The 24,332-nt window shown below is 72.5% G+C and carries 19 protein-coding genes and 2 riboswitches; of the genes, 10 read left to right on the plus strand and 9 right to left on the minus strand.

Annotated elements, in window-relative coordinates; translation table 11 throughout:
• Window positions 1-14: 14 nt before the first annotated feature.
• The 4 genes from cydB to KVF89_RS12140 are packed head-to-tail and all read left to right on the plus strand — an operon-like array spanning window position 15 to window position 6,182.
• Window positions 15-1,043 (plus strand): cytochrome d ubiquinol oxidase subunit II, encoded by a 1,029-nt coding sequence (gene cydB, locus KVF89_RS12125; protein ID WP_257425819.1) that lies wholly within the window; start codon window positions 15-17, stop codon window positions 1,041-1,043.
• Window positions 1,040-4,408, plus strand: coding sequence for a thiol reductant ABC exporter subunit CydD (gene cydD / locus KVF89_RS12130; protein WP_257425820.1), 3,369 nt, complete (start codon window positions 1,040-1,042; stop codon window positions 4,406-4,408). Before cydB ends, cydD begins: the two co-directional genes overlap by 4 nt.
• On the plus strand, window positions 4,395-5,327 hold the full coding sequence (locus tag KVF89_RS12135; RefSeq protein ID WP_257425821.1) for a universal stress protein: 933 nt from the start codon (window positions 4,395-4,397) through the stop codon (window positions 5,325-5,327). The genes cydD and KVF89_RS12135 overlap by 14 nt, the downstream gene beginning before the upstream one ends.
• A gap of 9 nt (window positions 5,328-5,336) precedes the next feature.
• Window positions 5,337-6,182 (plus strand): universal stress protein, encoded by an 846-nt coding sequence (locus KVF89_RS12140; protein WP_257425822.1) that lies wholly within the window; start codon window positions 5,337-5,339, stop codon window positions 6,180-6,182.
• Between the two features lie 31 nt (window positions 6,183-6,213).
• On the opposite strand, the gene KVF89_RS12145 is transcribed toward KVF89_RS12140, so the two are convergent.
• From KVF89_RS12145 to KVF89_RS12160, 4 genes are all read right to left on the minus strand, one after another.
• Entirely contained in the window at window positions 6,214-6,960 is a 747-nt protein-coding gene (locus KVF89_RS12145; RefSeq protein ID WP_257425823.1) for an endo alpha-1,4 polygalactosaminidase, read from the minus strand.
• Window positions 6,960-7,310: a UBP-type zinc finger domain-containing protein gene (locus tag KVF89_RS12150; protein WP_257425824.1), complete on the minus strand. Its 351-nt coding sequence runs from the start codon at window positions 7,308-7,310 to the stop codon at window positions 6,960-6,962. The genes KVF89_RS12145 and KVF89_RS12150 overlap by 1 nt, the downstream gene beginning before the upstream one ends.
• Window positions 7,311-7,348: 38 nt before the next feature.
• Window positions 7,349-8,566, minus strand: coding sequence for an endonuclease/exonuclease/phosphatase family protein (locus KVF89_RS12155; protein WP_257425825.1), 1,218 nt, complete (start codon window positions 8,564-8,566; stop codon window positions 7,349-7,351).
• A gap of 123 nt (window positions 8,567-8,689) precedes the next feature.
• On the minus strand, window positions 8,690-10,225 hold the full coding sequence (locus KVF89_RS12160) for an SDR family NAD(P)-dependent oxidoreductase (protein ID WP_257425826.1): 1,536 nt from the start codon (window positions 10,223-10,225) through the stop codon (window positions 8,690-8,692).
• 72 nt (window positions 10,226-10,297) lie between these two features.
• Window positions 10,298-10,394, plus strand: a riboswitch (glycine riboswitch).
• A riboswitch (glycine riboswitch) is annotated at window positions 10,395-10,496 on the plus strand.
• 51 nt (window positions 10,497-10,547) lie between these two features.
• On the opposite strand from KVF89_RS12160, the gene gcvT reads away from it, so the two are divergent.
• The 3 genes from gcvT to KVF89_RS12175 are packed head-to-tail and all read left to right on the plus strand — an operon-like array spanning window position 10,548 to window position 13,498.
• A complete protein-coding gene (gcvT, locus tag KVF89_RS12165; protein WP_257425827.1) occupies window positions 10,548-11,669 on the plus strand; it encodes a glycine cleavage system aminomethyltransferase GcvT in 1,122 nt (373 codons plus the stop codon).
• Window positions 11,670-11,694: 25 nt separating this feature from the next.
• Window positions 11,695-12,066 (plus strand): glycine cleavage system protein GcvH, encoded by a 372-nt coding sequence (gene gcvH / locus KVF89_RS12170; RefSeq protein WP_257425828.1) that lies wholly within the window; start codon window positions 11,695-11,697, stop codon window positions 12,064-12,066.
• Between the two features lie 49 nt (window positions 12,067-12,115).
• Window positions 12,116-13,498: an L-serine ammonia-lyase gene (locus tag KVF89_RS12175; protein WP_257425829.1), complete on the plus strand. Its 1,383-nt coding sequence runs from the start codon at window positions 12,116-12,118 to the stop codon at window positions 13,496-13,498.
• A gap of 21 nt (window positions 13,499-13,519) precedes the next feature.
• Here KVF89_RS12175 and KVF89_RS12180 read toward each other — a convergent pair whose 3' ends face one another.
• On the minus strand, window positions 13,520-14,746 hold the full coding sequence (locus KVF89_RS12180; protein ID WP_257425830.1) for a sensor domain-containing protein: 1,227 nt from the start codon (window positions 14,744-14,746) through the stop codon (window positions 13,520-13,522).
• A gap of 145 nt (window positions 14,747-14,891) precedes the next feature.
• Here KVF89_RS12180 and KVF89_RS12185 point away from each other — a divergent pair, with 145 nt between their 5' ends.
• Together KVF89_RS12185 and KVF89_RS12190 are read left to right on the plus strand one after the other, a co-directional pair.
• The gene (locus KVF89_RS12185; RefSeq protein ID WP_257425831.1) at window positions 14,892-16,328 is read left to right on the plus strand and encodes a glycosyltransferase family 2 protein; all 1,437 of its coding nucleotides are present in this window, start codon (window positions 14,892-14,894) and stop codon (window positions 16,326-16,328) included.
• Window positions 16,325-16,543 (plus strand): hypothetical protein, encoded by a 219-nt coding sequence (locus tag KVF89_RS12190; RefSeq protein ID WP_257425832.1) that lies wholly within the window; start codon window positions 16,325-16,327, stop codon window positions 16,541-16,543. The genes KVF89_RS12185 and KVF89_RS12190 overlap by 4 nt, the downstream gene beginning before the upstream one ends.
• 147 nt (window positions 16,544-16,690) lie before the next feature.
• On the opposite strand, the gene KVF89_RS12195 is transcribed toward KVF89_RS12190, so the two are convergent.
• From KVF89_RS12195 to KVF89_RS12205, 3 genes are read right to left on the minus strand one after another with little or no spacing between them, the layout of a single operon-like run.
• The gene (locus tag KVF89_RS12195; protein WP_257425833.1) at window positions 16,691-19,627 is read right to left on the minus strand and encodes a bifunctional [glutamine synthetase] adenylyltransferase/[glutamine synthetase]-adenylyl-L-tyrosine phosphorylase; all 2,937 of its coding nucleotides are present in this window, start codon (window positions 19,625-19,627) and stop codon (window positions 16,691-16,693) included.
• Window position 19,628: 1 nt separating this feature from the next.
• Entirely contained in the window at window positions 19,629-20,969 is a 1,341-nt protein-coding gene (locus KVF89_RS12200) for a glutamine synthetase family protein (RefSeq protein ID WP_257425834.1), read from the minus strand.
• A gap of 23 nt (window positions 20,970-20,992) precedes the next feature.
• On the minus strand, window positions 20,993-21,676 hold the full coding sequence (locus KVF89_RS12205; RefSeq protein WP_257425835.1) for a helix-turn-helix transcriptional regulator: 684 nt from the start codon (window positions 21,674-21,676) through the stop codon (window positions 20,993-20,995).
• 124 nt (window positions 21,677-21,800) lie between these two features.
• Here KVF89_RS12205 and KVF89_RS12210 point away from each other — a divergent pair, with 124 nt between their 5' ends.
• Window positions 21,801-22,265, plus strand: a complete 465-nt coding sequence (locus KVF89_RS12210) for a hypothetical protein (RefSeq protein WP_257425836.1) — start codon at window positions 21,801-21,803, stop codon at window positions 22,263-22,265.
• 9 nt (window positions 22,266-22,274) lie between these two features.
• Here KVF89_RS12210 and KVF89_RS12215 read toward each other — a convergent pair whose 3' ends face one another.
• Window positions 22,275-24,287 (minus strand): NAD(+) synthase, encoded by a 2,013-nt coding sequence (locus KVF89_RS12215; protein ID WP_257425837.1) that lies wholly within the window; start codon window positions 24,285-24,287, stop codon window positions 22,275-22,277.
• Window positions 24,288-24,332: the final 45 nt, after the last annotated feature.

Here is a 24,332-nt window from a genome sequence, read left to right on the forward strand (position 1 = left end):
AGACAGACACAGCCATGGAGCTCACCACCGTCTGGTTCATCCTGATCGCCGTCCTGTGGATCGGCTACTTCACCCTCGAGGGCTTCGACTTCGGCGTCGGCATGCTGCTTCCGGTCCTCGGCCGCGACGACACCGAGCGTCGGGTCATGATCAACACCATCGGGCCGGTGTGGGACGGCAACGAGGTGTGGCTGCTGGTCGCCGGCGGGGCGACGTTCGCGGCGTTCCCCGAGTGGTACGCCACCTTGTTCAGCGGGTTCTACCTGCCGCTGCTGCTGATCCTGCTGGCGCTGATCGTGCGCGGGCTCGCGTTCGAGTACCGCGCCAAGCGCCCGGACCTGCGCTGGAAGCGGCGCTGGGACCTGGCCATCATCGTGGGCTCGTTCGTGCCGTCGCTGCTGTGGGGAGTGGCGTTCGCGAACATCCTGCGGGGCGTGCCCATCGATGCCGACCTGGAGTACGCCGGCGGCTTCTTCAACCTGCTCAACCCCTATGCGCTGCTCGGCGGCCTGACCACGCTGGCGCTCTTCGTCACCCACGGCGCACTCTTCATCGCGCTCAAGACCGACGGTGAGATCCGGCACCGGGCGCGACGGCTGGCGGTCCCGGCGGTCGGGGTCACCGCGGTGCTCGCGGTGGCCTTCCTGGCCTGGACGCAGCAGCAGACGGGGTCGGTGGGCTCCGGGTTCGCCTTCGTGGTCGCGGCGGTCACCCTGGTCGGCGCGGGACTGGGGGCCCGCGCCGGCCGGGAGGGCTGGGCCTTCCTCGGCACGTTCGTCACGATCGGGCTCGCCGTCGCGGGACTCTTCCTGGCGCTCTTCCCCGACGTCATGCCGACGACCCTCGCCGACGGCACCAGTCTGACGACGACCAACGCCGCCGCCACGGCGTACACGCTGAAGATCATGACGGTCACCGCGGTCCTCTTCACGCCGCTGGTGCTCGCCTACCAGGGCTGGACCTACTGGGTGTTCCGCAAGCGGATCGCCACCCACCACATCCCACCGGCTTCCGCCGCCGCGGAGACCACGAGCGCCCGATGAGGCCCTCGGACCCGCGACTGCGCGCGATGCTCGCCCCCGCCCGCACCCGTCTCGCCGGTGTCGTGGCGGCGGGCGTGCTCGGCGGCCTCGTGGTCATCGCCCAGGCCTGGGTGGTGACCGGTCTCCTCGTCGCGGTGCTCCGCGGCGGCGAGCTGACCGGATGGGCGCTCGGCGTCGTCGGGATCCTGGCACTGCGCGCGCTCACCGGCGCGGCCGCCGACCTGTGCGCGGCACGGGCGGCCGCCGAGGTCAGCACGGCGCTGCGCCGACGGCTGGTCCGCGCGTACGTCGAGCGCTCGGGCTCCGCGACCGCCTCCGGCGAGGCGGCCGTGCTGGCCACCCGCGGTGTGGCGGCCGCGGAGCCGTACGTCACGCGCTATGTCCCCGCCCTGGTGGTGGCGGCGGTGCTGCCACCGCTGACGGTGGTCGCGATCGCCACCCAGGACCTGCTGAGCGCGGTCATCGTGCTCGCCACCCTGCCGCTCGTCCCCGTCTTCGGCGCCCTGGTCGGCCTGGCCACCCGGGACCGTGCCGAGGAGCAGTGGCGGGCGATGGCATCGCTCTCCGGTCACTTCCTCGACGTCGTTCGAGGCCTGCCGACCCTGGTCGCGCACCGCCGCGCCCACGCCCAGTCGGCCCGGATCGCGGAGGTCACCGACCGCTACCGCCGCGCCTCGCTGCGCACGCTGCGGATCGCGTTCGCCTCCTCCGCCGTGCTCGAGCTGGTCGCGACGCTGTCGGTGGCGCTGGTCGCGGTCACCGTCGGCGTGCGGCTGGCGTCGGGGTCGCTCGGGCTGCAGACCGCGCTCGTCGTCCTCCTGCTGGCGCCGGAGGCCTACTGGCCGCTGCGGCGGGTCGGGGCGGAGTTCCACGCGGCGGCCGAGGGCGCGGCGACCTTCACCGAGGCGCACGACCTGCTCGCCGCAAACGCCGTTGACACCGTCGACGCTTCCGCCTCGCCGGGCGCACCGCTCGTGCTCGACCACGTCGGCGTGACCTATCCGGGCCGCAGCGGTCCCGCGGTCGACAAGGTCTCCGCGCTCGTCCCCGCACGCGGGATCACCGCCCTGGTGGGCCCATCGGGCTGCGGCAAGTCCACGCTGCTCGCGGCCGTCGCCGGCCTGCTCCCTGTCTCGGCCGGCAGCATCGCCGCCGGCGGCCGGCCGGTCGGCGGGCCGTCCTGGCAGGCCCAGGTCGCCTGGCTCCCGCAGCAGCCGCGGTTCGTGGCCGGGAGCGTCGCCGACAACCTGCGGCTGGCGCGGCCGGAGGCGGACGACGCCAGGCTGTGGGCGGTGCTGCGTGAGGTCGCGCTCGAGGAGCGGGTCCGGGCGCTCCCCCACGGCCTGGACACGACGCTCGGCGAGGACGGCACGACGCTGTCGGCCGGCGAGCGCGCCCGGCTCGCCCTGGCCCGGGTCGTCCTGGCGGAGCGCCCGTGGGTACTGCTCGACGAGCCGACCGCCCACCTCGACGACCTGACCGAGCAGGTCATCGCCGACACGATCGTCGCCCTGGGCCGGCGCAGCGGCGTGCTGGTCGTCGCGCACCGGCCGCGGCTGGTCGGCCTCGCCGACCACCGGATCGCACTGCCGGCCCCCTCGCGCCTCCCCGCCTCGTCCGCAGCGCCGCCACGGGAACATCGGACCCCGGTCCCCGCGACGCCGCCGCCGCTGGCCGGCGTACCCCTCGGCGGTGAGCGCCGGGTGCTCGCGGGCGCCACGGTCATCGGCGCACTGGCCTCGGCCTCCGGCGTCGCGCTCACCGCCACGGCCGGTTGGCTCATCGTCCAGGCGTCGACGCGCCCGGCCGTGCTCACCCTGCTCGTCGCGATCGTCGGCGTCCGGGCGTTCGGCCTGGCCCGTCCGGTGCTGCGCTACGTCGAGCGGCTGCGCTCCCACGACGCCGCGTTGCGCCTGCTGGCCCGCCGCCGCGTCGAGGTCTACGACGCGCTGGTCCCCCTCGTCCCCGCGCGGGTCGGTCGTCGGCGCGGCGACGTACTCAGCTCCGTCGTCGACGACGTCGACAGCGTGGTCGACCGTCAGCTGCGGGTCCGGATGCCGCTGGTGCAGCTCGGTCTGGTCGGTCTGCTGGCCACCGTCGTGGCGACGCTGCTGCACCCGGCGGCCGGGCCCGCCGTCGCTGGCTCGGTGCTGGCCGGCGCGCTCGCGTTCCTCGTCGCCCGGCACGGTGCCCGCACTGCCGAGCGCCGCCTGGTCGGGCTGCGCGCCGCGTTGTCGGCGTCCGTCGTCGAGGCGGTGCAGGTGGCCGACGAGCTGCGGATGTGGCAGCGCGCGGTGCCGAGCGCCGAGCGGGTCGCGGCCACGAGCGCCCGGATGGGTGAGGTCGCTGCCACCGCCGCTCGCTGGCTGACCATCGCTCGCGCTCTCGTCCTGGTCGGCAGCGGCGTCGGCGTGGCCGCGACCGCCGCCGTCACGGCGGCACCGGTCGCCGACGGCACCCTCTCCGGGCCGCTGATGGCACTGCTGGTCCTGCTCCCCCTGGCACTCGCCGACGTCGCGCTCCCCTGCGCCGACGCCGGTCTGCTCGCCGCGCGCACCGCGGCGGCCGACGACCGACTCCGCGCGCTGGAGCGCACTGCTCCGGCGGTGCCCGACATCCCGGGCCGGACGACAGCGCACGGCCACGACATCGCGCTCGACGGGATGACCGCTCGCTGGGACACCCGGGCGCCGCTGACCTCCCCCGTCTCGCTCGACCTCCGCCCGGGCGAGCGGGTCGCGGTGGTCGGACCGTCCGGCTCCGGCAAGAGCACGCTCGCCGCCGTCCTGCTGCGCTTCCTCGACCCGATGGGCGGCAGCGCGGAGCTCGGTGGCGCGCCGCTGGAGCACCTCGCCCTGGACGACGTACGACGTCAGGTGGGCCTCGTCGACGACCACCCGCACGTCTTCGCCACCACGGTGGCCGAGAACGTCCGCCTGGCCAGGCCGGGCTCGAGCGACGCCGAGGTCGAGACGGCGCTGCGCCAGGCGCACCTCGGCACCTGGCTCGACGCCCTGCCCGACGGCCTCGGCACCTGGGTCGGCGCCGGCCACGCGGACGTCTCCGGCGGTGAGCGGGCCCGGATCGGCGTGGCCCGTGCCCTGCTCGCCGATCAGCCCGTGCTGGTGCTGGACGAGCCGACCGCGCATCTCGACCATCCGACGGCCGAGGCCCTCGCTCGTGAGGTGCTGGCCGCAGAGGGCGGTCGCTCGGTCCTGTGGATCACCCACGGCGCGGCGGGGCTGGACCTGGTCGACCGGACCGTCCGCCTGGAGCCGCGGGTCGAAGGTCCCGCGCGCTCCGGGGCATCGGCCCGTGTCGCACACGGCGACATCCGCCGAGGCTGGATCCATGACCACGACTGAGTCCGCGGGCGTGCCCCGCATCGCCCCCGACAGCATCGTCGTCGCGACCGACGGCTCCGACGACGCCGACCGTGCCGTCCGCTGGGCCGCCGAGCAGGCCTTCCTCGAACGGCGACCTCTGGCCCTGATGACCGCCATCGGCACTCCTGGCCTCCCGGCCAGCACCTGGGGCGGGATGGGCGCCCTGTCCGCCTATGACCCCGAGCAGCTGCAGAAGAGCGGCCAGGCCATCGTCCAGGAGGCGATGGCGGTCGCGCAGCACCTGCACCCGGGGCTGGAGGTCTCGACCGTCGTGCGGCTCGGCGACCCGCGCCAGCTGCTCGTCGCCATCTCGCGGGACGTCCACCTCATCGTGATGGGCTCGCGGGGACGCGGTGCCTTCCGGAGCAAGCTCCTCGGATCCGTGAGCGCCGCCGTGAGCCGTGACGCGGGCTGCACCGTCGTGGTCTGCCGACCCCAGGGACATGCGGAGCGAGCGACCCAGGGCGTCCTCGTGGGCGCCGACGGCACGCCCGAGTCGCTTCCCGTCATCGAGTTCGCCTTCCAGCAAGCCTCCCTGATGGGCCTGCCCCTCACCGTCGTCCACGCGGTGTGGGACGAGATCGGTGCCGCGCACGGCCCGGTGATGGTCTCGCCGAGGGAGACCGGCCTGGACGAGTACCGAGTGCTCCTCGGCGAGAGTGTCGCCGGGATCTCCACCAAGTTCCCCGAGGTCCCGGTGGACCTCCGCCTCGCGCGCGGCATGGCCGAGGACTGCCTGACCGACACCAGTGCGATGTGGAACCTGATCGTCGTCGGCCGACACCCGGTCGACTCGTTGCTGCGGCTGGTCACCGGCGCGGTCGCGACGTCCGTCGTCGAACGGTCACGGACCACCGTGGCCGTCGTACCGCAGGCCGACGCGCCGACCGAGAGCTGAGGAGAGATCATGAACAAGACCATCCAGCCGGGCAGCATCGTCGTCGCCGCCGACGGCTCCAAGCACGCCGACCGCGCTGTCACCTGGGCCGCCGAGCAGGCCGCCCTCGAGCACCGCCCGCTCGTGGTCCTCACCGCCGACGAAGGACGCGGCGACCACACGAACGCCGAGGCCGTCCGGCGCGCTCGTGACGCCGTCCCGGACCTGGAGGTGGTCGGCCTGACCACGACCGGTGACCCTCGTGGGACTCTGGTCGACCTCTCCCAGGACGCGCGCCTCGTCATCCTCGGCTCCCGTGGCCGCGGCACGGTCCGCAGCATGCTGCTCGGGTCCGTGAGCGCCGCGGTCAGCAGGCTGTCCTACTGCCCGGTCGTGGTGTGCCGTCCGGGGGCCGACAAGAAGCATGACAAGGGGGTGATCGTCGGTGCCGACGGCACCGAGTCGTCGCTTCTCGTCCTCGACTTCGCCTTCGCCCAGGCCTCGTTGCGCGGACAGGCCCTCACGGTGGTCCACTGCGTGTGGGACGTCGTCGCCGCCGTGGCCGGGCTCCGGAACGTCCGGGTCGAGGACGTCGACCTCGGTCCGGAGGACGAGGCGCACCTCCTCCTCGCCGAGTCCGTCGCCGGCTTCGCCGAGAAGTACCCCGATGTGCCCGTGACGCTCCGGGTCACCCACGGGCTGGTCGACGACGTCCTCGGCAGCCGGACCGCGGACTGGGACCTGGTCGTCGTCGGACGGCACCCGCTGGACACCGTCGGCCGCCTCGTCACCGGATCGATCGCGACCGCTGTCGTCGAGCGCGCCCGCACGACCGTCGCCGTCGTACCGGAGCCGGCCGAGGGCCTGCCGTCATGAGCCGCGAGGCCTCTAACGCGCTGGCAGGGTCTCAGCACCATGCCCGCCGGCCGTCGGGAGCGAGGTCCCGGTCGCGGAGCACCACACCGAGCCGCGCGCCGTACGCGGCGCACGTGCGGCGGAAGTCGCGGGGGCGGTACTCCACCACGAGCACCCGGTCGCCGTACGACGCCACGTAGCGACCGCACTCGTCGTACCGGCCGCACTCCTCGGCCACGGCGAAGTCGAAGCCGAGGGTGCGTCCGTCCAGCCCGGGCCAGTTCTTCTGGCCGATCGCCAGGCCGGCGGCGTGCGCGCGGGCGGTCAGCAGCCGCACGTACCGCTTCGCGTGGCGCGGGCGGAGCAGGCCGTGGCTGCGGGAGAACGAGTCCAGGTTGTCGATCTCGACGGCGTCGTATCCGTCGTCGGCGCAGCGGTCGATCCAGCGGCCGACGATGAGAGCCAGGCGCTCCCGCTTCGCGGCCGTGCGGATGTCGAGCAGCCGCTCGCCCCAGGCCTGGTCGATGACGGGACGGCCGTCGTCGCGGAGGACGAGCGCGCGGTGGCGCCGCCAGAGCCGCTGTGCGCCGGGCTGGGTCTGGAAGCCGTTGACGTAGCAGATGTTGTAACGGCCCGGCTCCGGTGCCGCCCGCCGGTCCCGGACGACGATGCCGACGTTCGGGGCGGACGGGACGGCGCCACCGAGCTGGTAGTCGACGTCGACGCCGCCCGGTGGCGGCGTGACGGCCGGGGTCCCGGCCAGCGCGAGCACGAGGCCGAGCAGCAGCGCGGGCAGCATCAGTGGATCAGCTCGCGCCAGTTCAGCGGCACCCGGCCCCGCGGGCCGGGTGCCGGCTGGTCCTCGGGCCGGCTGGTGGGGGCAGCCAGCTCCGGACCGGCGTAGTAGTCCTCGGCGGCATAGTCCCAGAACCAGTCCTCACCCGGCTCGAAGGACTGCACGATCGGGTGCCCGGTCGCCCGGAAGTGCGCGCTCGCGTGCTGGGCAGGAGAGCTGTCGCAACAGCCCACGTGCCCGCACGCCGCGCACCGGCGCAGGTGCACCCACCAGCCCTCGACCGCGGCGCAGTCGGCACAGCCCGGCCCGCTGGGCGGGATGTCGGTCGCGATCGCGGGGATGTCCTCAGCCATGTCCCGAGCCTAGTGGCGACGGGCTGCTAGGAACCGGCTCAGGGGATGTACAGCGTCGCCTTGACCGGGTTGTGGTCGGAGGCCATCGGGGCGGCGTACCGGCCCCCCGCGAGGACCGCGACGTTCTCCCAGCGCGGCACCGTGATGCCCGGCGAGACGAAGATCCGGTCGACGTGCGTCGGCCAGGTCGACGAGCGCGGCGGGTTGGTGTCGAAGCCGTGCGCGGAGTTGAGGTAGGGATAGATCAGCTGCGCGGCGATGTCGACGGCGTCGGCATACCCGGCCGACTCCATCACCAGCCGCGGCGTGTCGGTCTGACCCCGTCGGTCCAGGCCGCGGTGGGCGTTGTAGTCGCCCAGCAGGACGGTCGGCACGCCGGGGAACGCCGCGCTCACCCGGTCGACGACGTACCTGGTCTCCTGCTGCCGGAGGGCGTCGGCACCGCCCTTGCCGTCGCGCAGGTGGACGGCGCCGACCGCGACCTGCTTGCCCGTCGCGCGGTGCTGGACCAGGGCCTGGCAGAAGCCGTGGTCGCGGTCGCCGAACATCGTGAACCGGGTGCCCTTGCTGTTCTGCTTCCTGCCCACGACGGCGTACTCGCTGGTGCGCACGTAGGCGGTCTGGCTGAACAGCTTGCGCTTCTTGCTCTTCTGCGTCTGGCACGCGAGCGTGTAGCCGCGCTTCTTCATGACCTTGCCGATCCAGCGCTTCTTCTTGCCGTACTTGTGGGCGACGTGGCCCTCGACGAAGACCATGACGTCCGCGTCGACCCGGCCGATGTCGGCGACGACCTTCTTCTGGCGCTTCTTCCACTTCCAGCCGCTGTTGCACTTCGACTTCGAGCCACAGGCCAGGTTGAAGGTCGCGGCGGTGGTCTGCAGTGCGGTCGGGACGACGGCCCGTGAGGCCGGGGGCGTCACCTTGCAGGAGCGCGGGCCACCGTTGCCGTTGACGACGACGGCGAAGCAGTAGGTGGTGTTCGGGGTCAGCTGCCGGATGTCGGCGTGGTTGGCGGGGAGCCCGGCCAGCGTCACCCGATGCGGGTCGACACCCGGATACACGTCAGGGCCCGCCGTGGAGATCCAGACGTCGTACGACGAGGCGCCGGCGACCGGGTCCCAGTCGAGGGCGACGGTGACGCTGCCACCGGCCACCTGCTGGCCGGAGACCCAGGGGGCGTCGGGGGTGGCGGCGGCGCGGGCCGGGGAGGTGGCGGTGAGCGTCGCCAGTGCGACGGCGAGGGCCGCGAGGAGCACGAGGGCATGACGAAGTGGGGGGATTGTCGAGCTGGGAGCCATAGATCTACCTTCTCGTGAAGTGGCACCAAAAGCAGGTTGAACGGAGGAATCCGGCCGTGACGGAACTCATCGGCACGCCGATCACCAAGGTGAGGGCTGGTAGTCCTTGACGAAGCATCCATAGAGATCCTCGCCGGCCTCGCCGCGCACGATCGGGTCGTAGACCCGGGCCGCGCCGTCGACCAGGTCGAGCGGCGCGTGCCAGCCCTCGGCCGCGATCCGCAGCTTCTCGTGGTGCGGCCGCTCGTCGGTGATCCAGCCGGTGTCGACGGCCGTCATCAGGATCTTGTCGGTCTCGAACATCTCGCCCGACGAGGTGCGCGTCATCATGTTGAGCGCGGCCTTGGCCATGTTGGTGTGCGGGTGCCCGGCACCCTTGTAGCGGCGGGAGAACTGGCCCTCCATCGCCGAGACGTTGACGATATAGGCCCGCCGGGCGCCGTTCTGGACCGCGGCCCGCAACGCCGGGCGCAGCCGGGAGTTGATGAGGAACGGCGCGATCGAGTTGCAGAACTGGACCTCGAGGAGCTCCAGGGGGTCGACCTCGTCGAGGACCTGGGTCCAGGAGTTGTTGTCCTGGACGTCCGGGATCAGGCCGCCGGCGTCGATCGCGGTGCCGGCCAGGTGCTGCTCGAGCGAGGCGTTGCCCGCCTTGAGCGCCAGCGCGGTGAGCGACGCGGCATTGTGAGAGGCCAGGGCCGACTCGGCCGACTCCCCGTCGTGGTAGGCGACGGCGTGGTCGGCCAGGGCACCCGCGATCGCCGCCGGGTGCGCCTCGGAGATCCGGTCGAACGCCACCATCTCGGGCAGCTCCCTGAGTCCGAGCGACGAGGCGGTCGGCAACGGGGCGAGCTCGCCCTCGGTGAGGTGCGCGTAGGCACCCGGGAGGCGTCGTACGGTCTGACAGGCGTTGTTGATGATGATGTCGAGCGGGCCGTCGGCCGCGACGTCGTCGGTCAGCGAGATCACCTGGGTGGGGTCGCGCAGGTCGATGCCGACGACCTTGAGCCGGTGCAGCCAGTCGGCGGAGTCCTCGACACCTGCGAAGCGGCGTACGGCGTCCTTGGGGAAGCGCGTGGTGATCGTCGTGTGCGCGCCGTCGCGGAGCAGGCGCAGTGCGATGTACATCCCGATCTTGGCCCGGCCGCCGGTGAGCAGCGCGCGCCTGCCGGTGAGGTCGGTGCGCTGGTCGCGCTTGGCGTGGCTCATCGCGGCGCAGCGCGGGCACAGCCAGTGGTAGAACGCGTCGACGAGGGTGAAGTCCTCCTTGCAGATGTAGCAGCCGCGCGCCGTGAGCAGCTCACCGGCGAAGGCACCCTGCGCGGTGGAGACCAGCGGGATGCCGGCGGTCTCGTCGTCGATCCGCAGCGCGGAGCCGGTGGCGGTCCGCTCGATGATCTCCTGGTCGTGTTGCAACCGCTCCATCCGGATCTCGGCCCGCCGCGCCCGCTTGATCATCTTGTACATGGACGACGCCGCCCGCTTCACCGTGCGGATGTCGTCGTGGTCCGGGGGCAGCTGGGGCAGCTGCCCGAGGACCTTGAGGGTGATCGCGAGCTCGTCGGGATCGATCCCGGCGAGCCGCTCGGCAGGGTCGACGAAGTACGGGCTGGGCACCGGCGAATCGTACGGGCGCACGCCGCCGGATGCCGTATGCTCGGCGCCGTCACAACTGAACATCGCGCCGTTCGAACCCCAGCGGGAGAGTCTCCGTCCCACGAGGACGGGGCGCCGAAGGAGCAAATCTCCCCAAGAATCTCTCAGGCACCCTGACCGCTGGGACGAGGCGAACTCTGGAAAGTCGGGACGGATCCACCGGCCCGCACCCACGGTGCAAGCCTCCGACCGGACGGTGAAGCTCTCAGGTAGCGATGACAGAGCGGGGAGGCAACCCAGCCACGAGCGCGGCGCGAGCCGTGCCCCACGAGGAAGCCTCCCAATGACCACGACCCCCGCAGGGACCCCGCGGCTCACGCCGCTGCACGACGTGCACCGCGCGCTCGGCGCGTCGTTCACCGACTTCGCGGGCTGGCAGATGCCGGTCCGGTACGCCTCGGAGACCGCGGAGCATCGCGCGGTCCGCACCCGGGCCGGGCTGTTCGACCTGACCCACATGGGCGAGATCGAGCTGACCGGACCCGGTGCCGGAGCGGCGCTCGACCACGCGCTGGTGAGCCGACCGTCCGCGATCGGCGTGGGCCGCGCCCGCTACTCGATGATCTGCGCCGAGGACGGCGGGATCATCGACGACCTCGTCGTCTACCGGCTCGCCGAGGAGCACTACCTGGTCGTCGCCAACGCGAGCAATGTCGCCGTGGTCGCGCCCGAGCTCGCCGCCCGCGCGCACGGGTACGACGTCGAGGTCCGCGACACCTCCGCCGACTGGGCGCTGCTGGCGGTCCAGGGCCCGGCGTCCGCGGAGATCCTGGCCGGGCTCACCGACCTCCACGTCCCGGACCTCCGGTACTACGCCATCGACGCCGGCACCGTCGCCGGCGTCGACGTGCTGCTGGCGCGCACCGGCTACACCGGCGAGGACGGCTTCGAGGTCTACTGCCGGCCGTCCGAAGCGGCGGCGGTCTGGGCCGCGCTCAGCGACGCCGGCGAACCACGCGGCCTCGTCCCCGCCGGGCTCGCCTGCCGCGACACGCTGCGCCTGGAGGCGGGCATGCCGCTCTACGGCCACGAGCTCGACAGGGAGACCACCCCCTTCGAGGCGAACCTGGGGCGCGTCGTCGTCCTGGACAAGCCCGAGGGCTTCGTCGGCGACGCCGCTCTCGCCCGGCGCAAGGAGGAGGGTCCGCAGCGGGTGCTCGTCGGCCTGGTCGCGAGCGGGCGTCGCTCACCGCGCGCCGGCTACCCGGTGCACGACCCGGCGACCGGCGCCGAGGTCGGCGTCGTCACCAGCGGCTCGCCCTCCCCCACGCTGGAGAAGCCGATCGCGATGGCCTACGTGCCGCCGGCGCTGGCCGAACCCGGCACCCGCCTGGCCGTGTCGTTGCGCGGCACCCTCGAGGACGCCGAGGTCGTCGCGCTCCCGTTCTACTCCCGCCCCCGCTGACCCCACGACCTCCAGGAGAACCACCATGACCAATCCCACCAACCTCCAGTACACCGCCGAGCACGAGTGGGTCGCCCTCGACGGCGACCTCGCCAAGGTCGGCGTCACCGCCTACGCCGCCGACGCCCTCGGCGACGTCGTGTACGTCGACCTCCCGCAGCTCGGCGCGACCGTCACCGCGGGCGAGTCCTGCGGCGAGCTCGAGTCCACCAAGTCCGTCAGCGACCTCTACGCCCCGGTCACCGGCGAGATCGTCGAGGTCAACGACGCCGTCGATGCCGACCCGAGCCTGGTCAACAGCGACCCGTTCGGCGCCGGCTGGCTGTTCGTCGTCAAGGTCAGCGCGCCCGGTGACCTGATCGACGCCGCGGCCTACGAAGCACTCACCTCGCAGTGAGGACTCCGGCGGTACCGTCGAGTCATGGATCGCAGGAGCCCGTGATCGCATGGCGCTGAGCGTCTTCGACCTCTACTCGATCGGCATCGGCCCGTCGTCCTCGCACACGGTCGGTCCGATGCGCGCCGCGCGCATCTTCGCGGAGGGCCTCGTCGCCGACGGCGAGCTCCCCCGGGTGACGCGCGTCAAGGCGGAGCTGTTCGGCTCGCTGGGCGCGACCGGCCACGGCCACGGGTCGGTCAAGGCGGTGATTCTCGGGCTCGAGGGCGACGACCCGGCGACGACCGACACGTCGACGTACGACGACCGGGTGGCGGCGATCCTCGACCGGCAGGAGCTGGACCTGGCCGGCCGCCGCCGGATCCGGTTCGTGGACGACGACGTCGTCATGCACCGTCGGCAGTCGCTGCCCGCGCATCCCAACGGGATGATCTTCACGGCGTACGACGACACGGGGTCCGAGCTGCGCGCACGGACGTACTACTCGGTCGGCGGCGGCTTCGTCGTCGACGAGGCCCAGGCCGGGGCGGACCGCGTGGTCGCCGACGAGACCGCGCTGCCGTACCCGTTCGGCACCGGCGGCGAGCTGCTCGCCATCTGCGAGCGCGAGGACATGTCCGTCTCCGACGTGATGCTCGCCAACGAGCTGACCTGGCGCGGCGAGGCCGAGATCCGAGCCAGGCTGCTCGAGATCTGGCAGGTGATGGTGACCTGCGTCGACGAGGGCTGTCGGCAGGAGGGGGTGCTTCCCGGCGGGCTGAAGGTGCCGCGACGCGCGCCCGAGCTCTACGCGAAGCTGTGCCGGACCGGCAGCGACGACCCGCTCGACGTCATCGACTGGGTCAACCTCTTCGCGCTGGCCGTCAACGAGCAGAACGCGTCGGGCGGCCGGATCGTCACCGCCCCCACCAACGGCGCCGCCGGCATCGTGCCGGCCGTCCTGCACTACTGGGTCCGGTTCGCCGCGAAGGGACGCACCCCCGAGCAGATCGACGACGGCATCGTCCGCTTCCTGCTGACCGGCTCCGCGATCGGCATCCTGGCCAAGATGAACGCGTCCATCTCCGGCGCCGAGGTGGGCTGCCAGGGCGAGGTCGGCTCGGCGTGCGCGATGGCCGCCGGCGCACTCGCCGAGGTGCTCGGGGGGACACCGCAGCAGGTCGAGAACGCCGCCGAGATCGGCATCGAGCACAACCTCGGCCTGACCTGCGACCCGGTCGGCGGCCTGGTCCAGATCCCCTGCATCGAGCGCAACGCCATCGCATCCGTGAAGGCGATCAACGCCGCCCGGCTGGCGATCCACGGCACGGGGTCGCACAAGGTCAGCCTGGACAAGGCGCTCAAGACGATGCGCGAGACCGGCCGGGACATGAAGACGAAGTACAAGGAGACCTCGCGCGGCGGCCTCGCCGTCAACGTGATCGAGTGTTGAGCCGCGATCACTGCCCGAGAGCTACTGACGCGACAGCGCCCGGGCCACCATCTCCAACGACGCGGCAGGGACGCCGGGACTGTAGAGATAGCCCTGGACCTCGTCACACCCGCGCCGGCGCAGGTACCGCTCCTGCTCGGCCGTCTCCACCCCCTCCGCGACGACCCTCATGCCGAGGGCGTGACCCATCACGATGATCGCGTCGACGATCGCCGCCTTCTCCGCACAGTCGATCTCCCGCACGAAGGAGCGGTCGATCTTGATCTTGTCGATGGGGAACCGGGTCAGGTACGCGAGGCTGCTGTAGCCGCGGCCGAAGTCGTCGACGGCGATGGAGACGCCGAGGGAGCGCAGCGACTGGAGCATCGCGACCACGTCGCCGTGGTCCTCGATGAGCAGGCCCTCGGTGATCTCCACCTCCAGCTGCGACGGCTCGATGCCGGCCTCCTCGATGGCGGCGGCGATCTCCTCCAGCCACGCCTGTCCACGCAGCTGGCGCGGCGAGACGTTGACGGCCAACCGGAGCGGGCGGCCGAGCTGCTCCTGGACCCCGGCCAGCGCGGCGCAGGCGGTCGTGAGCACCCAGGCGCCGAGCTCCGCGATCATCCCGCCGTCCTCCGCGACCGGGATGAACCGGTCGGGCGGTACGGCGCCGAGGCTCGGGCTGGCCCAGCGGGCCAGCGCCTCGACGCCGACCACCTCGCCGGTGCCGAGGTCGACCTGCGGCTGGTACACGACGGAGAGCTCGTCCTGGTCGAGCGCCTGCCGCAGCGCGGACGACAGTGCGAGCCGGTCGTTGGTCCCCACCAGCATCGACCGGTTGGGCAGGTTCGTGAGGCTGTCATGGCTCGCCACGTGCTCGATCCGCCGGCGGTCCTCGATCCGGTGCGTGATGTCGAACGCCACGACCAGGAAGCCGCCCGGCGCCCCGTCCTCCGGCTCCAGCGGGACGATGGTCTCGTGGACCGGCACCGTGGTGCCGTCCTTGCGGCGGTAGGCCCACTCCGCCTCGCCCCGGGCCGCGTGCGCCAGGACCGGCGCCCCGTCGAGGTGGCGTTGCCGCTCGGCGCCGTCGATGTCGGCGAGGGAGCGGCCGATCAGCTCGCCCTGCTCGCGACCGACGAGTGCCGCCGCCGCGGGATTGGCGATCCGGATCCGGCCGGCCGCGTCGGTCGCGAGGATGCTGAACGGGATCGAGTCGACGACCGTGCGCTCGAGTGCGCTCCTGTCGGCCCCGGGATCCGTCACCTCTCCCCCATCGGCCCGGGACCGGGGGATCAGAGCGGAGCGGGACCTTGGTCCCGGAAGCGCCCGCCGAACGGTCGGCATCGACCGCTTTCTCGGCGTACGCCGCCGTCGCTGCTTATCGTCGAGGGCGAGGGAAGGGGTTCTCGTGCGCTGGTTGCAACGAGCAGTCGGTCTGCTCATCCTCGGGACGGCGCTGGGCGGCGCGGGCCTGCTCTGGTGGTCGGTCTCGGACACCGCCCAGGGGCGGGACGAGCCGTCCGACGGCCTGGTCCTCGGCGCGTGGCACATCCTCTACGACACGGAGGCACCCACCGTGCCGACCCTGGCGGCGGCCGCGGGCCTGGCCCTGCTGTTCGCGGCGGGCGTCGCGGCGCTGGAGCGGCGGATCGCCAGCCGGGCGCGGCGCAGCGAGGACGGCGCCCGGCTCCCCCTGTCCCCCCGCCAGGTGATGGCCGAGACCCGCGGGGTCTTCCACGGCCCGGTGACGCTCACGGTGCTGGTGCCGGCCCACAACGAGGCGCAGGGCATCGCCGCCACGCTCGCCTCCCTGACCGGCCAGTCCCGCGCCCCCGATCGGGTCGTCGTCGTGGCCGACAACTGCACCGACGACACCGCGGAGATCGCGCGCCGCGCGGGCGCCGAGGTGATCGAGAGCCTCGACAACCCGCACAAGAAGGCGGGCGCTCTCAACCAGGCACTCGAGCGGATCCTGCCCGCCCAGGGCGAGAACGACCTGGTCATGGTGATGGACGCCGACACCGTCCTCGACGACGGCTTCCTCGACTCGGTGGTGCGGCGGATGAGCGAGGACCGGGCACTGATGGCCGTCGGCGGGCTGTTCTACGGCGAGGAGGGCAAGGGCCTGATCGGCCAGTTCCAGCGCAACGAGTACACGCGCTACGCCCGCGACCTGCGGCGGCGCCGCGGCCGGGTCTTCGTGCTGACCGGCACCGCCACCGTGTTCCGGCCCCGGGCCCTGCGCGCGGTCGCCGCCGAGCGCGGCAGGCTGCTGCCCGGCGTACCCGGCGACGTCTACGACACTCTCGTGCTCACCGAGGACAACGAGATCACCCTCGCCCTCAAGTCCCTCGGCGCCCTCATCGTCTCGCCGTCGGACTGCACCGTCGTCACCGAGGTGATGCCGAGCTGGCGGGCGCTGTGGGCCCAGCGCCTGCGCTGGCAGCGCGGCGCCCTGGAGAACCTCGGCGCCTACGGCCTGCGCCCGGCGACCTTCCGCTACTGGGCCCAGCAGCTCGGCATCGGGTACGGCGTCGTCGCCCTCTTCGCGTACCTGCTGCTGATGGTCCTGATGGCGCTGTCCTTCGACAGCTGGGTCTGGTTCCCGTTCTGGCTCGGGACCGGCCTGGTCTTCACGGTCGAGCGGATCGTGACCGTGTGGCGCGGCGGCTGGCGGGCCCGCCTGCTCGCCGCGACCCTGTTCCCCGAGCTGGTGTACGCGCTCTTCCTCGACCTCGTCTACCTGAAGGGCGTCGTCGACATGTCGCTGGGCCGCAACGCCGACTGGAAGCACGTCGTGAGCACGCCCCGCGGCGTCCGGGTCGACGGACGGGCGACCCGATGAGCCCGCTGCTGGCCACGCTCGGGATCGTGTTCCCGGAGTCGTTGGTGCGCTCGCACGCGTTCGCGGTGCTGGCGGCCTTCGTCGCGATCAACACGATGGTCTACGTGACCCTCGCGGTGGCCAAGGCGCTGCCGAAGGTGTTCCTGGGCGACCATCTGCCCCGCGCCTACGAGCGCGCCGAGACCCGCAGCATCCATCCCGACGGGCCGCGCTGAAGGGCGCGGAAGAGGGTCGGGCCGCGACCTCTGGGGGGGTCGGTCGCGGCCCGACACCGGACATCATGACATACCAACGGTTCATTTGGGCCCGTTGGGTGAGCATTGCCTGACACGTGTCTACCTGCCTGACCAATGCCGGTCAGACTACGCCCAGAACACCCGATCGACCACGGCGTGAGCGTGCCGGGTGACCCGCAGATAGTCGTCGAGGAGACGGTCCGTCTCGGTGAGCTGGTAGCCGAGGATGCCCGCGACCGCGCGGCGTTCGAGGAGGGCACGAGGGAACTCGTCGCCGGCTCGACCGCGAGCGAGGAGGACCGCGTTGCGGACCCGCGTCGCGAGCCGCCAGGCGGTCGCGAGGGTCTGCTCGTCGTCGTGGGTGATCAGCTCCGCGTCGGCGGCGGCGCTGAGGGCCGCCAGGGTCTGGGTGGTGCGCAGCCCGGCGACCTCGGCACCGTGGCGCAGCTGGAGCAGCTGGACGGTCCACTCGATGTCGGCGAGTCCCCCGCGACCGAGCTTCAGGTGGAGGGCGGGGTCGGCTCCCCTCGGGAGCCGCTCCTTGTCGACGCGGCCCTTGATCCGGCGCACCTCGACCACGTCGTCCTCCGTGAGCCCGCCGGCCGGGTAGCGCAGCGGGTCGATGAGGGCGGTGAACCGGTCGCGGAGGTCGTGGTCGCCGACGACGGCGTCCGCGCGCAGCAGGGCCTGGGCCTCCCAGACGTGGGACCACTTCGCGTAGTAGGCGGCGTACGCGTCGAGGGTCCGCACGAGCGGGCCCTGCCGCCCCTCGGGACGCAGGTCGGCATCGACGACGAGTGCAGGATCGGACCCGGGCACGGAGAGCACCCGGCGCACCTCCTCGGCGACGATCCGCGCGAAGGTCGTGGCCTCGTGGGCGTCGGCGCCGTCGACGGGATCGTGCACGAAGAGCACGTCGGCGTCGCTGCCGTAGGACAGCTCGAAGCCGCCGTACCGGCCCATCGCGACGATCGCCATCCGGGTGGGCGCGGCGGCAAGACCGCGCGCGCGGGCAGTGGACTCGATCGCGCCCTGCAAGGTGGCCTCGAGCGTCGCGTCGGTGAGCCGGGTCAGCGCGTTGCCGACCTCGATGACGTCGACCAGGCCGAGGACGTCGCCGGCGGCGATGCGCAGCAGCTCGCGGCGGCGGACGGCGCGCAGGGCGCGCACGCCCTTCTCGAAGCCCTCCTGGCGGCGGCCGGTGGCGAGCATCTCGTCGGTCATCGCGGCCGAGCCGAGGGGGCGCAGGTCACCGCCGAGGAGCCGGACGCCGGCCGGCTCGCGTTCGAGCAGGTCGGTGCAGTAGCGCGAGGTGGCGAGCAGGTGGGCCAGCCGCTCGGCAGCCTCGCCCTCGTCACGGAGCGTGGAGAGGTACCACGGCGTGCGCCCCAGCGCCTCGCTGATCCGGCGGAAGCCGAACAGGCCTCCGTCGGGGTCGGAGCACTCGGCAAACCACTGCAGCATCGCGGGCAGCAGCGTGCGCTGGATGGCGGCGGTGCGGCTGACGCCGGCGGTCAGCGCCTCCAGGTTGCGCAGCGCGGCCTGCGGGTCGGCGTACCCCAGGGCGGCCAGGCGCTCCTCGGCCGCCGCCGAGGACAAGCGCACCTCGTCGGAGCCGATCCGGGCCACGGCGGTGAGCAGCGGCCGGTAGAAGATCTTCTGGTGCAGCCGGCTGACCTCGCGGCGGTGGTCCTGCCAGGTCTCCTCGAGTCTCTTCCGCGCCTCCTTGAAGAAGCCGAGGCTGCGGCCGAGGCGCCGCAGCGCGGCGTCGTCGGCGGGCACGACGTGGGTGCGCTGCAGCCGGTGGAGCTGGATCCGGTGCTCGAGCTGACGCAGGAAGGCATAGGCACGGTGCAGCGCCTCACCGTCCTCGCGGCCGACATAGCCACCCTCGGTCAGGCGGGCCAGCGCGCTCAACGTCGTCGGCGGGCGGATCGACTCGTCGGCGCGACCGTGCACCAGCTGGAGGAGCTGCACGGCGAACTCGACGTCGCGCAGTCCGCCGGCGCCGAGCTTGAGCTGGCGGTCCGCCTCCTTGGCCGGGATGTGGTCGAGCACCCGCCGCCGCATGGCGCGGGCGGCGTCGACGAAGCCGTCGCGATCGGCGACCGACCAGACCAGCGGGGCGGTCATCGCGACGAACTCCGCGCCGAGTGCGAGGTCGCCGGCGACCGGTCGTGCCTTGAGCAGGGCCTGGAACTCCCACGGCTCGGCCCAGCGCTCGTAGTAGCTCTGGTGGCTGGCCAGGGTCCGGCTCAGCGGCCCCGCCTTGCCCTCGGGTCGCAGCGCCGCGTCGACCGGCCAGATCGTGCCCTCGGCGGTGTGATCGGCGCAGACCTGCATCAGCTGCGCGGCCAGGCGGGCCGCCATCCGCTCGTCGCCATCGTGGACGAAGAGCACGTCGACGTCGGAGACGTAGTTGAGCTCGTGGCCCCCGCACTTGCCCATCGCGATGACGGCCAACCGGGTGTCCGCGGCCGCCGGGCCGACCCGCTCGCGGGCGACCGCGAGCGCCGCGTCGAGCGTCCCGGCCGCGAGGTCGGACAGCTCCGCCGCCGCGTCGTCGACGCCGAGGTGGTGGGTGAGGTCGCGGGCCGCGAGGCGCATCAGGTGACGGCGGTACTCCACGCGCAGTGCGTCGACGGCCTCCCGGTCGGGCTTCCCGGCCACCGCGTCGAGGAGCGCGGCGCGCACCGCCCACGCCGCCGGACGGGTGGACCCCAGAACCGGGTCGGCGAGCTCGCGCCACTGCCCGGGATGGGTCGCGAGATGGTCGGCCAGCGCCGCGCTGGCGCCCAGGACGCCGAGCAGCCGCATCGCGGTCCCCTCGTCGTCACGGACCGCGGCGATCAGCTCGGCGCGACCGTCCGCCCCGTCCGCCCCGTCCATGGCGTCGGCGAGCCGGCACAGGCCGCGCAGGGCGGCGTCCGGGTCGGCCGTGCGGCCCAGCAGGGCGAGCAGATCGCTGCCCCCCGGACCCAGCCGGTCGAGGTCGACGAGCGCGTGGTCGAGGTCGACGAAGCCGAGCCGGAGGAGCTCGGTGCGCTGCGACGCCCGATTCATCTCACAACACAGGCAGCATGCGGTCGCGTTCGAAGGCCGAGACCTGGCCGCGGTACTCGTCCCACTCGGCCCGCTTGTTGCGCAGGAAGAAGTCGAAGACCTGCTCCCCCAGCGTCTCGGCGAGCAGCTCGGAGTGCTCGGCGATCGCGATCGCGTCGTGGAGGCTCTTCGGGAGCGGCTCGATGCCGAGGCTGCGGCGCTCCCGCTCGGTGAGGGCCCAGACGTCGTCCTCGGCCTCACGCGGCAGCTCGTAGTCGTTCTCGATGCCCTTCATGCCGGCGGCCAGCACGGCGGCGTACGCGAGGTAGGGGTTGCAGGCCGAGTCGATGGTGCGCAGCTCGACCCGGGTCGACTGGCCCTTCATCGGCTTGTACATCGGCACCCGCACCATCGCGGAGCGGTTGTTGTGGCCCCAGCAGATGTAGGACGGTGCCTCGCCGCCGAACATCATCCGCTTGTAGGAGTTGACCCACTGGTTGGTCACGACGCTGATCTCGCTGGCGTGGCGCAGGATCCCGGCGATGAACTGTCGGCCGGTCTTCGAGAGCTGGTACTCGGCGCCGGCCTCGTAGAAGGCGTTCTGGTCGCCCTCGAAGAGGGAGAGGTGCGTGTGCATGCCGGAGCCGGGATGCGTGGTGAACGGCTTGGGCATGAACGTCGCCCAGATCCCCTGGCTGAGCGCGACCTCCCGGATGACCGTGCGGAAGGTCATGATGTTGTCGGCGGTGGTCAGCGCGTCGGCGTACCGCAGGTCGATCTCCTGCTGGCCGGGGCCGCCCTCGTGATGGCTGAACTCCACCGAGATGCCCATCGCCTCGAGCATGGTGATCGCCTCGCGACGGAAGTCGGAGCCGTGCGAGTGGGCGGCGTGGTCGAAGTAGCCGCTGCGGTCGATCGGCACCGGCTCGTCGCCCGCGCGCGGCTCGTCCTTGAAGAGGTAGAACTCGATCTCGGGATGGGTGTAGAAGGTGAAGCCCTGCTCGGCGGCCTTGCCGAGGGTCCGCTTGAGCGCGTTGCGCGGGTCGGCGTACGACGGGGACCCGTCGGGCATCACGATGTCGCAGAACATCCGGGCCGTGGCCGGACCCTCGCTGCTGCGCCAGGGCAGGATCTGGAAGGTCGTCGGGTCGGGCAGGGCGAGCATGTCGGCCTCGTAGACGCGCGCGAAGCCCTCGATGGCGGACCCGTCGAACCCGATGCCCTCCGAGAAGGCCCCCTCGAGCTCCGCCGGCGCCACGGCGACCGACTTCAAGAACCCCAGGACGTCGGTGAACCACAGGCGCACGAACCGGACGTCACGCTCCTCGAGAGCGCGCAGGACGAAGTCCTCTTGCTTACCCATGTCCGCAGCCTAGTGTCGTTGTGTCACGTTCGTATTTCGGTACCGCCGACCCGGACACAGCACCCGGGCCCCGGCGCGACCACCTCCGCCGTCGCCTCCGGGCCGGCGAGCCGGCTCGCGAGGCCGGCGACGAACGCGTGGTTGAGTCCGCAGACCAGGCCCCGGTGGTCGGCGGCCAGCCGGTCGAAGGGACAGTTCGCCAGTACCAGAGCGTCGTCCTGGTCGCGCGGCTCGTACCCCAGGGCGGTCAACGCCTCCGCCAGCGGTCGCTCACCCGTCCGGCCGCTCACCTGGTCCGCCACCTGCTCGGCCGCGTCCGCGGCGGCGGCGGCCAGCGCGTCGGTCATCGACGTCCCCGCCAGGGTGCGCTCGACGGCATCGGCCAGGACCTGGCCGGCCAGGTCGTAGCGCCGGCTCGGCACACTCACCGTCAGCTCCCGCCGCGAGCGGCGGTAGAGCTTCGCGGGCCGGCCCGCGCCCGGCCCGGTCCGCCCGGTCAGCCGGCGGAACTCGGTCACCAGCAGTCCCTCGGCAACCAGGCGCTCGAGGTGGAACTTCGCCGTGTGCCGGGGTACGTCGACGCCGCTGGCCGCCTGGTCGCGGCTCACCGCGCCCGGCTGCTCGGCGACGAATCGGTAGAGCGCCCGCCGTACCGGGTCGGCCAGGGAGCCCACCCGTGCGACCCGCTGCCCGAACGCCTCGTCCATGCCGGCCCCTCTCCCCGGACCTGTCCGGAATCTCTAGCAGACACGAGTCTTGCCGAAAGATCCGCGCAGGTCTACCGTCAATTGTGGTGTCCCTTACAAGGGGACCTCGAGAAAGGGGCCAGACATGGCCAGCACCCACGCGTGGGACAACCTCACCCACGAGATGCGTGAGGAGATGCACGACCTCACCCACTTCGCCACGGTCGATGCCGCACACCAGGGCCGCGTGGCCCTGTGGGCGACCTTCACCGTGCTCCCCATCCTGTGGGGACTCGACATGATCACCGGCCTCGTGACCGAGAGCGCCACCTGGGAGGCCACGATCGCGACCTGGACCAACGACCTCCTGCCCGGCGACGCCGCGGACGCGGTCATGTGGGTCGGCGCGATCACACTCGTGATCGGCCTGCTCGTCGCCGCCCTGCCTCAGCTCGGCGGAGACATCCTCGGCATCTGGTTCGCGCTCCTCGCCGTCAACCTGTTCAGCATCGACCAGATGGAGTTCCTCGGCCTCGGGATGCTCGCCCTCGCGGCGTGCTGCTTCGCGATGGCCCGGATGATGCGAGGTGACCACCGCCGGGAGGTCTGAGCGCGCGACCTACTCCAGGGGGACGTTGGCCGCCAGCTCGGCCAGCCAGGCGGCCGGGCTGGCGTCCGACGGCATCCGCCAGTCGCCACGGGGCGACATGGTGCCGCCGGGACTGACCTTCGGGCCGTTCGGCAGCGCCGAGCGCTTGAACTGGCTGCTGAAGAACCGGCGCACGAAGACCTCGAGCCACTTCCGGATGACGACGAGGTCGTACGCCGCCTCGCCGCTCCCCCACGCGTGGTGGGCCAGGAACGCGATCTTGCTGGGCCGGTAGCCGCGGCGCAGTACGTGGTAGAGCGTGAAGTCCTGCAGCGCGTACGGACCGACCGAGTCCTCGGTCCGCTGCTCGCCGCCGGGGATCAGCTCCGGCGTGATCTCCTGCTCGAGGATGGCCTGGAGGACCTGATCGGCCTCGTCGTCGTAGTGGCCGTCGTGGAGCTGGTCGGTGTCGACGACCCAGCGGATCAGGTGCTGGATCAGGGTCTTCGGGACGCCGGCGTTGACGTTGTAGTGCGACATCTGGTCGCCCACGCCGTACGTGCACCAGCCCAGCGCCAGCTCGGACAGGTCACCGGTGCCGAGCACGATCCCGCCGCGGTGGTTGGCGAGCCGGAACAGGTAGTCGGTCCGCAGTCCGGCCTGGACGTTCTCGAAGGTGATGTCGTAGACCGGCTCGCCGTCGCTGAACGGGTGGTCGAGGTCCTGCAGCATCTGGGTGGCGGCCGGCCTGATGTCGAGCTCGGCGAAGGTGCAGCCCAGCGCCTGCGAGAGGCGGGTGGCGTACGACTTGGTCGTCTCCCCCGTCGCGAAGCCCGGCATCGTGAACGCGTGGATGTCGCTGCGCGGGCGGCCCAGCCGGTCCATCGCCTTCGCCGCGACGATCAGCGCGTGCGTCGAGTCGAGGCCACCACTGACGCCGATCACGATCTTCGGCTGACCGATGGCCGAGAGCCGCTGCTCGAGGCCGGAGACCTGGATGTTGTAGGCCTCGTAGCAGTCCTGGGCGAGCCGCGCCGGGTCGTCCGGGACGAACGGGTACCGGTCGACCTTGCGGCGCAGCCCGATGTCGCCGGCCGGCGGCTCGAGCTCGAACGCGACGCGCTTGAAGTGCCGGGCGTCGACACCCTCCGCGAGCCGGTTGTCGTCGAACGTGCCCTGACGCATCCGCTCCTGGCGCAGCCGGTCGAGATCGACGTCGACCACCGTGGCACGCGGCCCGTCGGGGAACCGCTCGCTCTCCCCCAGCAGGTCGCCCATCTCGTAGACCATCGTCTGGCCGTCCCAGGACAGGTCGGTGCTCGACTCGCCCATGCCCGCCGCCGCGTAGACATAGGCCGCGTTGCACCGCGCGCTCGCGCTGCGCACCAGCAGCCGGCGGTCCTCGGACCGGGCGACCGTGATCGGGCTGCCGGAGATGTTGGCGAGCACGGTCGCGCCCGCGAGCGCGGCGTTCGCGCTCGGCGGGACGGGCACCCACATGTCCTCGCAGACCTCGACGTGGAGGTGGAGGCCGCGCACGTCGGTCGCGGAGAAGATCAGGTCGTTGCCGAACGGGACGTCCTCGCCGTTGAGCTCGATCACGCCGTCCGCGGCACACTCGGTCGCGCCCGACGCGAACCAGCGGGCCTCGTAGAACTCGCGGTAGGTCGGCAGGTACGACTTCGGCGCGACCCCGAGGACCCGGCCGCCGTGGATCACGACCGCGCAGTTGTAGACCCGGTTGCCGCTCGCGAGCGGCGCGCCGACCACGAGCACCGGCCGCAGGTCGGCCGAGGCGACGGTCAGGTCGAGGATCGCCTCACGCACCGCGTCGAGCAGCGTGTCCTGGAGGTGGAGGTCGTCGATGGCGTACCCGGACAGGCCCAGCTCGGGGAACACGGCGAGCGCCACCCCGTCGTCGTGCAGCGCGCGCGCCTGCTCCAGCGTGCGAGCGGCGTTGGTCGCCGGGTCGGCGATGGCGACCGGCAGCGTCACCGCGGCGACCCGGGCGAACCCGTGGGCGTAGGCCGAGTAGAAGTCCACGGGGCGAGTCTAGGAGTGCGGCAGCCGGGACGACGACGATGAGTC

Source organism: Nocardioides carbamazepini (assembly GCF_024614185.1).
In the GTDB taxonomy this organism is placed as follows: Bacteria; Actinomycetota; Actinomycetes; order Propionibacteriales; family Nocardioidaceae; genus Nocardioides; species Nocardioides carbamazepini.

Bases quoted from the DNA above. Each gene is read 5' to 3' on its own strand.
- cydD (WP_257425820.1), top strand. From the start codon at position 1,040: ATGAGGCCCTCGGACCCGCGACTGCGCGCGATGCTCGCCCCCGCCCGC.
- KVF89_RS12210 (WP_257425836.1), top strand. From the start codon at position 21,801: ATGGCCAGCACCCACGCGTGGGACAACCTCACCCACGAGATGCGTGAG.
- gcvH (WP_257425828.1), top strand. From the start codon at position 11,695: ATGACCAATCCCACCAACCTCCAGTACACCGCCGAGCACGAGTGGGTC.
- KVF89_RS12145 (WP_257425823.1), bottom strand. From the start codon at position 6,960: ATGCTGCCCGCGCTGCTGCTCGGCCTCGTGCTCGCGCTGGCCGGGACC.
- KVF89_RS12175 (WP_257425829.1), top strand. From the start codon at position 12,116: ATGGCGCTGAGCGTCTTCGACCTCTACTCGATCGGCATCGGCCCGTCG.
- KVF89_RS12140 (WP_257425822.1), top strand. From the start codon at position 5,337: ATGAACAAGACCATCCAGCCGGGCAGCATCGTCGTCGCCGCCGACGGC.
- KVF89_RS12190 (WP_257425832.1), top strand. From the start codon at position 16,325: ATGAGCCCGCTGCTGGCCACGCTCGGGATCGTGTTCCCGGAGTCGTTG.
- KVF89_RS12205 (WP_257425835.1), bottom strand. From the start codon at position 21,676: ATGGACGAGGCGTTCGGGCAGCGGGTCGCACGGGTGGGCTCCCTGGCC.
- KVF89_RS12150 (WP_257425824.1), bottom strand. From the start codon at position 7,310: ATGGCTGAGGACATCCCCGCGATCGCGACCGACATCCCGCCCAGCGGG.
- KVF89_RS12200 (WP_257425834.1), bottom strand. From the start codon at position 20,969: ATGGGTAAGCAAGAGGACTTCGTCCTGCGCGCTCTCGAGGAGCGTGAC.
- cydB (WP_257425819.1), top strand. From the start codon at position 15: ATGGAGCTCACCACCGTCTGGTTCATCCTGATCGCCGTCCTGTGGATC.
- KVF89_RS12135 (WP_257425821.1), top strand. From the start codon at position 4,395: ATGACCACGACTGAGTCCGCGGGCGTGCCCCGCATCGCCCCCGACAGC.
- gcvT (WP_257425827.1), top strand. From the start codon at position 10,548: ATGACCACGACCCCCGCAGGGACCCCGCGGCTCACGCCGCTGCACGAC.
- KVF89_RS12195 (WP_257425833.1), bottom strand. From the start codon at position 19,627: ATGAATCGGGCGTCGCAGCGCACCGAGCTCCTCCGGCTCGGCTTCGTC.